A 13,152-nucleotide genomic window follows, 5' to 3' on the forward strand; every position below is an offset into this window, starting at 1 on the left:
CTCCGCAGTCAGTCCTGGCGAATCCGGGCGTCGAGATCTTCCGAAAGCCTCTTCGTGATCCGCTCGACCCGGGCGTCCACTTCGTCGTTGGTCAGACTTCGCTCCAGCGAGCAAAAGCGAAGGTTGTACGCAAGGCTCTTCAGATCCGCTCCGATCTGCTCCCCTTCGTAGACATCGAACAGGCTCACGCCCACGAGGAGTTCTCCCGCCGCCGAGCGAATCACCTCTTCCACCTGCGCATGCCGACAGGCTGCGCTCACCACCACGGCGAGATCGCGTTCCACTCCCGGGTACCTCGGAAGAGCACGGAACTCCGCGATCTCCTGCCGGGCACAACCCACTCGATCGACATCCACCTCCGCGACGAAGACGGGAGCATCCGGCGGAATGTCAAACACGCGACGAGCTTCGGCTCCGGCCTCGCCGATGGCACCGACTCCTTGCCCGTCCACGCTCACCAGGGCGGACCGGTCCGCGTGAAAGAAACCTCCCGGCGCGGCACCGGACTCCACAGCCACCGTCCCGAACGCTTCGAGGTATACTTCCAGAATCCCCTTCAGGTCAAAGAAATCACACCACTTGCCCGAGCGGGCTACTGTTCCGGCAAGGCCCTGCCCGCTCAGTAGAAGACCCGCATGAAGCGACTCCACGATCTCTCCGGCGGCTGTCAGTCGAAACACGCGCCCCACCTCAAACACGGCCAGATCTCTCAGCGAATGAGCCTGATTGGACGCTAGAACGCGCAGGAGCGAAGGGACCAGCGATCCGCGCAGATGCCCCCGATCGCTGGAGATGGGATTCCGAACCGGCACAGGCCGACCCAGCAGATCCCCCGGGTTCCCGATGGCGGACTCCTCCTGGTCGCCGTCCACCAGCGCGGGCGTCAGCACTTCCGTCAGTCCCAGCGCAAGAAGGCGGTTTCGGGACTTGCGCTGACGGTCGATTCGCGGAGCATCCACCGGGGGAATGTTCGTGGGAATCCCGGACCGATCCGCAAAGCGATCGTAGCCGTGAAGGCGTGCCACTTCTTCCACAAGATCCTCTTCGGCCTGCACATCCTGCCGGACGGTGGGAGGAGTGACCGTCCAGACCCCGTCCGACTCAGACTGAACCTCCATCCCCAGCGCCTCCAGATGCGCTCGGACTTCTTCTTCGGGAATGTCTTCGCCGAGGATTCTTCGGAGAGTCACGCCGCGCAGCTTGATCCCCGGGGGCGTGGATGGCGCGGGGAAGCTGTCGAAGGAGTGCGCGAGCTTCGCGCCCGGGCAGCTTTCGATGAGAAGTTCCACACAGCGGTCCAGCGCATGCGGAATGCCGTGAGGATCCACACCCCGCTCGAAGCGAGATGATGCTTCCGAAACCAGACGGAGCCCCCGCGCGCAGGCACGCACGCGGCGCCCTTCGAACGACGCGCCCTCCAGAAGGAGCGCCGTCGAATCCGAAGTCGCCATGGAACCCTCGCCGCCCATCACGCCGGCCAGTGCGATGGGTCCGCCCTCATCCGCAATCACGAGCATGTCCGGATTCAGCGACCGGTCCTTCCCGTCGAGCGTGGTCATCTTCTCGTCCGGCTTCGCTCTTCGAACACCGATCTGTTTCCCGAGCAGTCTGGACGGATCAAACGCGTGCAGCGGATGCCCCGTCTCCAGAAGGACATAGTTGGTGACATCCACCAGATTCATGATCGGGCGAATCCCGGCCGCCCGGAGGCGCCGGGCCATCCAGTCGGGAGAGGGGCCGGCCTTCAGCCCTTCGACCACCCTCCCGGCATACCGGGGGCAATCGGCTGTATCCTCGATCTGTACGAGCCACCCGCCCGCGTCAGGCTGGTCGGGCGGCGACGAAAGCGGAACCGGGCGCGTGAGCCCGAGCACCGCCGCCACCTCCCGAGCCACTCCCTCGATCGACAGCCAGTCCCCGCGGTTCGAGGTCGGCTCGGTCACCAGAACCGTCTCCCGCGACAGAGCCTCTTCCAGCGCGATCCCCACGGGCGTCTCTTCCGGCAGCAGGAGAATCCCCTCGGCTTCCGTGGACATGCCCAGTTCCGCCTCCGAGCAGAGCATGCCCTCGGAGAGTTCCCCCCGCAGCTTGCGCCGCGCAATCACGAAGCCGTCCCCGAAGTCCACTCCGACGCGCGCGACCGCACCCACCAGACCCTTCCTTGCATTGGGCGCCCCGCAGACGATCGACAACCGTTCCTCCCCGCCGACATCCACCGTGCAGACACGAAGCCGATCCGCATTCGGATGCGCATCACACTCGACAATCCGCCCGGTCACCATGCCGTCCGGAAAAGGAGAAGGCCGTTCCACTTCGCACTCCAGACCGGCGGCAGTCAACCGTTCGGCCAGGCTCTCGGGATCCAGCGAAGCCCCCACCTGCTCTTCCAACCAGCGGAGAGGCACTTTCATGAGGCACCTCCGAACTGATGGAGAAAGCGCAGGTCGTTGTCATAGAACAGGCGAATGTCGGGAATCCGGTGGCGAAGCATCGCGATGCGATCCACGCCCAGGCCGAATGCAAAGCCGGACACGACATCCGGGTCGTAACCCACGCCACGGAGGACGCGCGGATGCACCATGCCGCACCCGAGCACCTCTACCCAACCGCTCGACTTGCATACGGGGCAACCCGCCCCCTCGCAAACGGTGCAGGCGATGTCCATCTCAAGGCTGGGCTCGGTGAAGGGGAAGTAGCTCCCGCGGAAGCGAAGTCCAATGCCCTCTTCGAAGAACGAATGTGCAAAGGCACGCAGCGTGCCCTTCAGATCACCCAGCGTCACATCCTCGTCCACATAGAGCCCTTCCATCTGGAAGAAGAAGGGCGAGTGGCTGGCGTCGAAGGTGTCCCGGCGATAAACGCGCCCGGGACTCACAATGCGTACCGGAGGCGAGTGCTTCTCCATGACCCGGATCTGCACCGGAGACATCTGCGTTCTGAGAAGAAGCCCACCGCCCAGAAAGATGGAGTCCTGATCGTCTCGGGTGGGATGCCCCTCCGGGATGTTCAACATCTCGAAGTTGTAGCGTTCGGTTTCGACTTCCGGCCCATCGGCGACGGAGAAGCCCATCGAGCGGAAGGCGCCCACGAGTTCGTCCAGCGTGGCCGCCAGCACATGAGGAACCCCCAGCGGGGGGCGCCTGCCGGGGAGCGTCGGGTCAAAAGACGACCCGTCCGACTGCCCGCCGGTATCCGCAAGCTCCGCGCCCCTCGCATCCAGTGCCTCCGCAAGGGCGGTGCGAAGCCGGTTCCACTCCTGCCCGGCGCTCGGGCGCTGGGCCACCGGGAGCGAGGGGATCGACCGAAGCCCGGCCGTCACCTCTCCCTTTCGCCCGAGGAAGCGGACCTTCACATCGTTCAGGGCTTCCTGATCGGTGCAGGCGCCCACTTCCCGCAGTGCCCGCTCAAGGACTTCCGCAGGGCTTTCCGCCATCGGGGCCTCAGGATCCCGTGGGAGGGGATTCGGGGTGCTCACTGGCGACGGCTGCGAGATCCGCAAAGGCCTGCGGATCGTTGACGGCCAGTTCCGCCAGAGCACTGCGATCGAGTTCCACTCCGGCCGTCTTCAGCCCGCAGATGAAACGCGAGTAGCTCAGCCCGTGAAGGCGCGCCGCAGCATTGATGCGAATGATCCAGAGGCGACGGAACTCCCGCTTGCGATTGCGGCGATCCCGATACGCATACTGGAGGCTCTTGTCTACCGCGTGCTTCGCGACGGTATAGAGCTTGCGGCGTCCTCCCACGAAGCCCTTGGCAGACTTCAGGACGCGCTTGCGACGGCGATGTGAATCGTACGAGCGGCGAGCTCTGCTCATGAAGTACTCCCTTTCGGTTCGGGGGCCTCCTTTCGGAGGACTTGATGACCCCTTGCCCGTTTGGCCTCCTCTCCCGGCACGACGCCGGGATTGATCAGGAGGCTTCCTCCCTGGAAGCGTCTCCGGCGTTCTTGCCGGATTCCTGCTTCGCGGAGGCCTGTCCCTTCTTTGCCTGGCTCAGCGGAATCAGGTGGACCACCATCGTCCGCCCCTCCATCCGAGGCCCGGATTCCACAGTCGAAACATCCGAGAGCTCCTCCGCCATCCGGCGGAGCACCCGGGTGCCGAGATCCTGATGCGTGATCTCTCGTCCCCGGAAGAACAGCGTCAGCTTGACGCGATCCCGGGCTTCCAGAAACTTGCGCGCGTGTCGCATCTTGAACTGGAGGTCGTGCTCCTCGATCTTCGGACGAACCTTGACCTCTTTCTGCTGCATTCGATGCTGCGCGGAACGCGCTTTCCGTTCCTTCTTGTTCTGGTCGTACTTGAACTTCCCGTAATCCATGAGCCTGCACACGGGCGGTCTGCTGCCCGGCGCAATCTCCACCAGGTCGATGCCCCGGTCATCCGCAAGGCCTCTTGCCTCCTCGATGCTCATGACGCCGAGCATCTCACCCTCTTCATCGATCACACGAACCGGTGAGATCCGAATGCGATCGTTGATTCTCAGATCCTTGTCGATTTAGCCATCCTCCTTGCGCGGCCTTCACCAGAACCGCGCCACGAGTTCACTCCCTATGCCTCCCGGGCCTCCGGGAGGTACTTCGCACAGTCCCGAACCGCCACGGTCCGAGAATGGTGGGCGATAGTGGACTTGAACCACCGACCTCCTGCATGTCAAGCAGGCACTCTAGCCAGCTGAGCTAATCGCCCCCCACGAAACGCCCGGGAAATCTCCGTCAGGCCACTTCCCGAGTCAAGCGAGGATTACTCGCCTTCTCCCTTCGCTTCCGCTTCGGCCTCGGCCTCCGGCGTCGCGTCGTCAGCCCCGGCCTCCGCGGCCTCCTCCGCACCTTCGGCCGCATCCGCATCCGGGGTTGCTTCGGCACCTTCGGGCGCATCCGCATCCGGGGTTGCGTCGGCACCTTCGGCCGCTTCGGACTCCAGGCTCGCAGCAGCGTCTGCTGCCTCCGCCTCACGCTTCGCAGCCGCCTCTTCGCGAGCTGCGCGGCGCTCTCCGGCACGACGCTGGACCTCGGCGCGGAAGTTCATCTCCTCTTCCTCCCCGAGACCTTCCAGGTAGTCCTTCAGAGAGAGCACAATCCGCCGCTGCTGCTGATCAAGACTGATGACCTTCAGCGGCACATCGTCTCCCTCCTCGAAGAGATCCGCCGGAGTCACGATGTCTTCCCAGCCAAGGTGCGAGATGGGAACAAAGCCCTCGAGGTCGTGCTCCAGATCCACGACCACTCCGCGATCCAGGAGACGGCTCACCTTACCCACCGTCTCAATGTCCGGCTGGAATTGCTCTGAAAGCTCCAGCCAGGGATCGTCGTGAACCTGCTTGATCCCCAGAGAAATCCGACGGGCTTCCTTGTCGATATTGAGGACGATGACCTCGACCTCGTCGCCCTTTTTCACCACCTCGTTGGGGTGGCGGATTCTCTTCGTCCAGGACATGTCGCTGATGTGAACGAGTCCGTCGATCCCCTCCTCCAGCTCTACAAAGGCGCCGAAGTTGGTGAGGTTCCGTACCGTTCCATCCAGCTTGGAGCCGACCGGGTACTTCTCGTCCAGCGTCAGCCACGGATTCGGTTCGATCTGCTTGAGTCCGAGAGAGATCTTCTCGTTCTCCTGATCCACCTTCAGCACCACGGCCTCGATCGTCTCGTTGACGGTCACGACCTTGCCGGGATGACGCACATGACGCGTCCAGCTCATCTCCGAAACGTGGACAAGCCCTTCCACGCCGCGCTCCAGTTCGATGAATGCGCCGTAATCGGTGATCGAAACCACGCGCCCGTTGATCCGTGAGTTGACGGGATAACGCTCCTCGACATTCTCCCACGGATACGGGGTCAGCTGCTTCAGACCCAGCGAAATCCGCTCTCTCTCGCGGTCGAACTCCAGCACCTTGATCTCGATGGTGTCGCCAATGGACACGATCTCGCTCGGATGCCCGACTCGTCCCCATGCCATGTCCGTAATGTGCAGGAGGCCGTCGATCCCGCCGAGATCCACGAAGGCGCCGAAGTCGGTGATGTTCTTGACCTGGCCCTCGCGAGTCTGTCCCTTCTCCAGTTCCTTGATGAGCGCGTCGCGCTTGACCGCACGCTGCTCTTCCAGAACCACACGCCTTGACACGACAATGTTCCTGCGACGCTTGTTCAGCTTGATGACCTTGAACTCCAGCGTCTCTCCGATGAGATCGTCGAGGTTGGGAACGCGACGCAACGCAACCTGCGAACCGGGGAGGAATGCATCCACTCCGAACAAGTCCACGACCACGCCACCCTTGATCCGGCGCACCAGCCGACCGTCCACGACGCTCTCTTCGTCGTAGGCGTCCTTGATGCGGTTCCAGACGCGAAGGAAGTCCGCCCGCTGCTTCGAGAGAACGACGAGCCCGTCGCGGTTCTCCATTCTCTCTAGAAACACCTCCACGGTGTCGCCGACGGCAATGCTGTCACGCTCCGTGAACTCGGAGAGGTTGATGGCCCCCTCCGACTTGAAGCCGATGTCCACGATCACCTGTTTCTCGAGGATCGTGAGGATCTTCCCCTGGACGATCTCCCCTTCGGAGAGGTCCGCCATGGATTCCTCGTACAGCCCCAAGAGTTCCGCAATCTCCGGAGACTCCAGATCCAGGTCTTCTTCATCGGCGAGGTTCACGAGCTTCGGCGGATCCGGCGGACGGATCGTCTCCGTCTGCACGGCTTCTTCGCTGCTCTCCTGGGCCGAGGATCCATCTTCCGGGATCTCCGGCGCGTCGCACACGGTTCCTTCGGCCGCTTCCACGGCCTCGTCGGTCTGAATGTCCGTTCCCTTGTCTTCTGTCATGACTTTCTGGTCCATCCCTTCCCTGCGAATATACGGTTCCTTGCGGACGAAGCGCCGGGCGGGCCGAGGGCTAGCGCCGGGCCTTCGCTTCCGGGGAACCGTTCCCCCGATCGGAGATTCCACGCCCCGGTTCAAGCTCCGTGATGTGCTCCATCACGACGCTCGCGATCCGCCGGTAGTCCTCCCGCCGGTTCTCCGGGTTCGTGTCCCCCTTCGGGAGCGTGAACGGGCGTCCTATGGCCACCCGCACACGTCCCCGGCGGAGCAGGCTCCGCAAGGGGTGATCCGACCCTTCCACCCGAACCGGAAGCACCGGCACGGGATTCCTGGTGAGCACCATGCCCACCCCAATCTTCGGCCGCCTGGGCCTTCCCTGGCGACCGCGCGTGCCTTCCGGAAAGTACAGGAGCGCCCCCTGGCTCTCCAGCACGCGGTCAAACTCTCTGAGCGTCTTCACCGACAGGCTGTCGCGATCCACCGGGATCGAGTTCAGCGCGCGGATGGTCCGCCCGAGCAGCGGAACCCCGAAGAGCTCCCGCTTCGCCGCGAAGAACACCTCTCGCGGAAGCGCGCTCCCGATCAGAGGCGGGTCGACCGTCCCGATGTGGTTGCACGCGACAAGAAGCGCCCCCTCTCGGGGGACATGCTCCAACCCTGTCACGCGCACTCCCCAAAGGAGACGCGCCACCCCCCGGACCAGGCTGTGCGCAAACCGATAGAAAGGGGTCAAAAGGCCCGATTCCCTTCATTCCCGGCACGGACAAACGGGCATCCTAGAGCACTCGGGGGGGGCATGGGAAGAAAAAAGGAGACTCAACCGTTGGAAGTCCCGGATTCCGCCTCTCGCCGTTGCCGCACAATCTCCACGACCGCCAGAACCTGCTCCTCAATGGTCATCTTCGTGGTGTCGAGAGGGACTGCGTCCTCGGCCCGACACAAAGGGCTGTCCAGCCGGTCGGAATCCAGGGCATCCCGCTTGCGGATTTGGTCCATCAGCTCTTCCACCGGGACGACCACTCCTTCTGAAGCCAGCTCCCGGGATCGCCGCCTCGCACGCTCCTTGAGCGACGCCACCAGGAAGACCTTCACTTCGGCGTCGGGGAACACCACCGTGCCGATGTCCCGGCCTTCCACGACGACATCGCCACGCTGCCCGACACCCCGCTGCAAACGCACCATCTCCCGCCGGACCGCCGGAACCCGCGCCACAAGAGAGACGGTTCGGCTGATCTCAGGGTCGCGAATCTCGCCGGTCACATCCCGGTCGTCCACGACCACTCGCGTTCCCTCCGCGCCGTGCGCCAGGTCCAGATCCGTGGAGGCAGCCAGGCGACCGAGCGCCTCTTCGTCGGTGAGGTCGGTCCCTTCCTGAAGCGCCTTCCAGGTGATCGCGCGATACATCGCGCCGGTGTCCAGATACAGGTGTCCCAGCCGCTCCGCCACCAGTCGCGCGGTCGTGCTCTTCCCCGAGGCCGCCGGACCGTCGATCGCCACCACTCTTCCGCTCATTTCGCTCTCCGCACGACACGACGCAAGCGTCCATCAAAGCCGGGATCTGAGACCCGAATACACGAAGAACCCAAGATGCGCACTCTCCCTCGCGCGAGGAGACTTGCCACGCGAAAGGCCATCGCAAGCCGGTGGTCCCCGTGTGAATCCACCGTGCCTCCGTGGAGTTCTCCCCCTTCGATGATGAGCCCGGCGGGGCGCTCCGTCACACGAGCCCCCAGTCGGCCCAATCCCTCCGCCAGCCCGGCCAGACGGTCGGATTCCTTCACCCGAAGCTCTCCGGCCCCTGTGATCCGTGTGGTTCCCCGACACGCCCCGGCAGCCAGAACCGCCAGCACGGGGATTTCATCCAGAAGCGACGGGATCGCCGGGCCGCCGATCCTCACACCGTGAAGTGTGCCCGCTCGCACGCGGAGGTTCCCGACCGGCTCCCCGCACCAGCGGCGCAACTCCACCATGTCGATGCGGGCCCCCATGCGGGACAACACTCGATAGAACCCCAGACGCGTCGGGTTCAGGCAGATGCCCTCCAGCCACAGGTCCGACCCCGGGAGCGCGGCGGCCGCGGCGGCCAGGAATGCCCCGGCGGAAGGGTCGGCCGGGACGCGCCCCGACGGGGACGCGAGGCTCCCCCCCGCGCGAAGTCGGGCTCGCCCCTTCTCCCGGCGTATGGGCAGCCCCAGTGCGTCCATCATTCGCTCCGTATGGTCCCGGGATGCGCCGGGTTCGACAATGTCCACCGCCACTTCCGCCCCGTGCGCGGCGAGGAGAATGGCCGACTTGACCTGCGCGCTGGCTACGGGGAGCGAAAAGCGCCCGCCGCGAAGCGCACCCCCTTGAATGCACAGCGGCGGCATAATCTCCGCCCCGGCACCCGCGACTCCCTCCACCTTCGCACCCATGCGCCGGAGGGGGACCGCAACCCGCGACATGGGGCGCCGCACGAGCGAGGTGTCACCGGTAAGCCGCGAACGAAAGGGGCACGCGGCCAGGACTCCCGCCAAGAGGCGCATCGTGGTGCCGGAGTTCCCGCAGTCAATGCTACGGCCGGGCTTTCTGAAAGGGGACTCTGTCGCGCGCGCACCCCCGCGCCCAATGACAGTCCATGCCCCGCCCTCTCTCTGAACGCGGACACCCAGAGCCGCCAGCGCCCCGGCAGTGGAGGCGACATCTTCGCCAGGATTGAGCCCGGTCAGCCGCACGGATTCCCCTGACAAGGCCGCAAACAGGAGCGCACGATGAGAAAGTGACTTGTCTCCGGGGGGGCGGACTCGACCCGTCACGCACGGGGCGGCTCTCCGCAGGGCCGTCACAGCCCGCGGCCCACCGCGCGGGCGACCTTTCGGAGATCCGTCATCCCTTCCGCGAACCGCTCGGGAAGCAGCGACTGGACGCCATCAGAGAATGCCGTTTCCGGCGAATCGTGGACTTCGATCATCAGTCCGTCCGCACCGGCGGCCACCGCGGCCCGCGCCATCGGCATCACAAATCGCCAGGTCCCCACGGCGTGACTCGGGTCCACAAAGATCGGGAGGTGCGTCAATGACTCCAGCAACGGCACGGCCGAAACATCCAGCGTGTTGCGCAACGCCGTCTCGAAGGTGCGGATCCCGCGTTCGCAGAGGATCACATTCTCATTCCCGTTCGACATGACATACTCCGCCGACATCAGGAACTCGCTGATCGTGGTCATCAGCCCGCGCTTCAGGAAGACGGGCGTGCGCGTCCGGCCGACTTCGTTCAGAAGGCTGAAGTTCTGAACATTCCGCGCACCGATCTGGAGAATGTCCGCATATTCGCAGACCAACTCAACATCGCGCGTGTCCATGACTTCCGTCACAATCGCCAGGCCGGTCCTCTCTCGAACTTCGGCAAGGATCTGCAGCCCTTCCTCGCCCAGCCCCTGGAACGAATACGGGGAGGTCCTCGGCTTGAAGGCTCCGCCCCGAAAGACGGTGGCACCCGCCTTCGCCACGGCATCACCGATGGTGAAGCACTGCTCCCGCGACTCCACGGAGCACGGCCCCGCCATGACGACGACCTTCTTGCCCCCCGCCCGCGATTTCCCCGCCTTGATGACGGTCTTCTCCCCGCGAAACTCGCGGCTCGCCATCTTGTAGGGCTTGGCGGTGGCCACCACGCGCTCCACCCCGGGAAGCGCCTCCAGTTGTGAACCGCGGAGGGTCTCCATGTCTCCCTCCACAGAGACGACCACGCGATCCGCGCCATGAGCCACATGCGCCTGCGCGCCCAGCGCGGTCAGCCGGTCCAGCAGCGCGTCGATGTTCTTCTGTGTCACATTTGGAGAGAGAATGAGAATCACGAGACATCCTCCCCGGACGCAAGCTCGGGACCGAACACAGCACTTCGAAGGCCGTCCAGTTCCGTCTCCGTCAAGGGCCGCCACTTACCGGGCGCCAGAGAGCCCATGGTCAACGAGCCCACCTGAGTGCGCACAAGGCGCGTCACTTCCAGACCGAACAAAGCGAACATCCTCCGAACTTGTCTCTTGCGCCCTTCCCGAAGCGTGACCTCCAGGCGGGTGAATCTCTTTTCGCGCTCCACGATGCGTACGCGCGCCGGCTGTGTCGGCCCGTCTTCAAGGCGAACGCCTCGTCGGAGGGCATCCACCACCGCAGGAGCGACTCCCCCCAGCACCTCCACCAGGTAAACCTTCTCCACCTTGAACGCCGGGTGGGCCAGACGGTAGGCCAGATCCCCGTCATTGGTAAAGAGAAGCAAGCCTTCGCTCCGGAAGTCCAGACGCCCCACGGGGAAGACACGCACGGGAACCTCCGTGAGAAAGTCCATCACAATCCGCCGCCCCCGGGGATCCACCGCGGCCACGAGGACATTGGGGGGCTTGTGGAACGCCAGGGAGACCGATTCTTCCTCTGCCGTCACGACCTTCCCGTCCACGCACACCGAATCGCTGTCCGGCTGGATCCGGCCTCCCAGTTCGGACACGACCTCGCCGTTGACGGTCACCCGCCCCTCGGAGATGAGAGCATCGCACCGGCGACGGGAAGCGACTCCCGCCCGTGCAAGGAACCGGTTAAGCCTGAGCGCCTGAGTCATCAACCGTGCCCGACTCCCTCCCGGAGTGAGACGAGGATTCCTGTCCCGCCGTGGAAGCCGTTTCCGGATCTTCGCTCATGTCGCCGGGTGGGATTTCGTCGAAGGCGTCCGGCTCTTCCGAAGCCGCACCATTTTCGGTCAGTGTCCCTTCGGGGAGTTCTCCAGCCAGAAGAGATTCCAGTTCCGCGGTCCCGGGCAAGTCCGACACATTCTCCAGCCCGAAGTAGACGAGGAACTCCCGAGTGGTCGTATAGAGAAGTGGACGCCCGGGAGCATCGGCACGCCCTGCAATGCGAACCAGTTTTCGCTCCAGAAGGTGCCGGAGGACGCTGTCCGTGGAAGTGACTCCGCGAATGGCATCAATCTCCGCACGAGTCGCCGGCTGCTTGAACACGACGATCGAGAGCGTCTCCAGGGCCGCCCGCGAGAGGCGGGAAGGGATCTTCTCCTTGTGCAGGCGCGTCAGGAGTTCGGAGAAGCCGGACACCGTCACCATCCGAAATCCGCCCGCAAGCGCTACAATCCGAAACACGCGCCCTGACTCTGCATACGCAAGATTGAGTTCATCGATTGCCCGAAGCACATCCTTGCGTTCCGCTCCGCACAGATCCGCAAGGCGACGCGGCGCAAGAGGGATTTCGCAGGAGAAGAGAAGCGCCTCTACCGTCTCGGTCACTGCGGGACCGGCCCCATCCACCGGCTCCGCCACCGATCCCCCGGGCGCGGACACCTGAGCCGCAGGTTCCACATACCCCGCATCCACGGATTCCGCAGACGCCTCCGCGACCGGCATGTCCTTCACCGGAAGCGAAGCTTCTTCCACGACGGGTTCCCGTTCCTTCGACTTCTCCTGGACTTCTTCATGCGTCATCAGGGATTCCAACCTCCGTTCTCCTCAGCCAGATTTCGCCAAACAGATCCGCTTGATTCACGGCCAGCACTCTCTTCCGAATCAGTTCCAGGAGCGCCAGAAAGGTCGTAATGACATTGGCCCGGCTGGGGGTTCCCTCGAAGAGGCGGGCAAAACTCACGCCCTCCGAGTTCCGGTCACACTCCGCCAGAATGGCCTCCGTCCTCTCCTCCACCGAATACTCCTCCGGCTCCAGCGTGAAAGGTGTGTCGTCCGGGCGGTTCGAAAGGACGGTTCGAAACGCGCGATACAGCTCCAGCATCGTCAGATCCAAACTCTCCGTTCCCGGGTCCTCTGCCTCGGGAAGGGCGCTTGGCCCTCGCTCAAAGATGCCGCGCCATTCCTGTTCCCGGTCTCCCAGCAGTTCCGAAACCTTCTTGAACTCCCGGTATTCCAGAAGGCGGCGGACCAGTTCCGCGCGAGGATCTTCTTCCTCGTCTTCCAGGTCTTCGTCTTCACGCGGGATCAGCGTGCGGCTCTTGATGCGCATCAGCGTGGCCGCCATCAGGAGGAACTCCCCCGCGAAGTCCAGGTCCAGCGACTCCACATCCTGAATGGAGAGCAGAAACTGCTCCGTGATGTGGGCGATGGGAATATCGTGAATGTCCACTTCGTCCCGTTTGATCAGATGCAGAAGCAAATCCAGCGGCCCTTCGAACTGATCCAGCGACACTCGGTAGCCGTCGCCCCGAACCGGGGAGTCCACCTCGGCGGAGAGGGCGGTCCCGGGCCGCGCCTCCACGGCTTCGACCACCTTTCCGGCGGGCGGAGCAAGGACCTGCTCTTCCGTGGACATGGGACTTCCTCAGTTGGGCGCGGGTTCTTGAACTCTGCGTTGCC

12 protein-coding genes and 1 tRNA gene are annotated in these 13,152 nt (G+C 64.2%); all 13 read right to left on the reverse strand.

Annotated elements, in window-relative coordinates:
* Positions 1 to 8 precede the first annotated feature (8 nt).
* The gene (gene pheT, locus QF819_02850; GenBank protein ID MDP6802100.1) at positions 9 to 2,411 is read right to left on the reverse strand and encodes a phenylalanine--tRNA ligase subunit beta; all 2,403 of its coding nucleotides are present in this window, start codon (positions 2,409 to 2,411) and stop codon (positions 9 to 11) included.
* Positions 2,408 to 3,433 (reverse strand): phenylalanine--tRNA ligase subunit alpha, encoded by a 1,026-nt coding sequence (gene pheS / locus QF819_02855; protein MDP6802101.1) that lies wholly within the window; start codon positions 3,431 to 3,433, stop codon positions 2,408 to 2,410. Before pheS ends, pheT begins: the two co-directional genes overlap by 4 nt.
* 7 nt (positions 3,434 to 3,440) lie before the next feature.
* Entirely contained in the window at positions 3,441 to 3,815 is a 375-nt protein-coding gene (gene rplT, locus QF819_02860) for a 50S ribosomal protein L20 (GenBank protein ID MDP6802102.1), read from the reverse strand.
* A 94-nt stretch (positions 3,816 to 3,909) separates the two neighbouring features.
* Positions 3,910 to 4,497 (reverse strand): translation initiation factor IF-3, encoded by a 588-nt coding sequence (infC, locus tag QF819_02865; protein MDP6802103.1) that lies wholly within the window; start codon positions 4,495 to 4,497, stop codon positions 3,910 to 3,912.
* A gap of 114 nt (positions 4,498 to 4,611) precedes the next feature.
* A tRNA-Val gene (locus tag QF819_02870) sits at positions 4,612 to 4,688 on the reverse strand.
* A gap of 54 nt (positions 4,689 to 4,742) precedes the next feature.
* Positions 4,743 to 6,815 (reverse strand): 30S ribosomal protein S1, encoded by a 2,073-nt coding sequence (locus tag QF819_02875; GenBank protein ID MDP6802104.1) that lies wholly within the window; start codon positions 6,813 to 6,815, stop codon positions 4,743 to 4,745.
* 70 nt (positions 6,816 to 6,885) lie between these two features.
* Positions 6,886 to 7,545: a lysophospholipid acyltransferase family protein gene (locus QF819_02880; GenBank protein MDP6802105.1), complete on the reverse strand. Its 660-nt coding sequence runs from the start codon at positions 7,543 to 7,545 to the stop codon at positions 6,886 to 6,888.
* An 83-nt stretch (positions 7,546 to 7,628) separates the two neighbouring features.
* Positions 7,629 to 8,324: a (d)CMP kinase gene (cmk, locus tag QF819_02885; protein ID MDP6802106.1), complete on the reverse strand. Its 696-nt coding sequence runs from the start codon at positions 8,322 to 8,324 to the stop codon at positions 7,629 to 7,631.
* A complete protein-coding gene (gene aroA / locus QF819_02890) occupies positions 8,321 to 9,607 on the reverse strand; it encodes a 3-phosphoshikimate 1-carboxyvinyltransferase (GenBank protein MDP6802107.1) in 1,287 nt (428 codons plus the stop codon). Before aroA ends, cmk begins: the two co-directional genes overlap by 4 nt.
* Before the next feature lie 26 nt (positions 9,608 to 9,633).
* Positions 9,634 to 10,647 carry a 3-deoxy-7-phosphoheptulonate synthase gene (aroF, locus tag QF819_02895; protein MDP6802108.1) on the reverse strand — a complete coding sequence of 338 codons (1,014 nt, stop codon included), beginning with the start codon at positions 10,645 to 10,647 and terminating at the stop codon, positions 9,634 to 9,636.
* Entirely contained in the window at positions 10,644 to 11,402 is a 759-nt protein-coding gene (locus tag QF819_02900) for a pseudouridine synthase (protein ID MDP6802109.1), read from the reverse strand. Before QF819_02900 ends, aroF begins: the two co-directional genes overlap by 4 nt.
* The gene (gene scpB / locus QF819_02905; GenBank protein ID MDP6802110.1) at positions 11,380 to 12,273 is read right to left on the reverse strand and encodes an SMC-Scp complex subunit ScpB; all 894 of its coding nucleotides are present in this window, start codon (positions 12,271 to 12,273) and stop codon (positions 11,380 to 11,382) included. Before scpB ends, QF819_02900 begins: the two co-directional genes overlap by 23 nt.
* Positions 12,263 to 13,108 carry a segregation/condensation protein A gene (locus QF819_02910; protein ID MDP6802111.1) on the reverse strand — a complete coding sequence of 282 codons (846 nt, stop codon included), beginning with the start codon at positions 13,106 to 13,108 and terminating at the stop codon, positions 12,263 to 12,265. The genes scpB and QF819_02910 overlap by 11 nt, the downstream gene beginning before the upstream one ends.
* Positions 13,109 to 13,152: the final 44 nt, after the last annotated feature.

The organism is Gemmatimonadota bacterium, assembly GCA_030747075.1.
Lineage (GTDB): Bacteria > ARS69 > ARS69 > ARS69 > ARS69 > ARS69.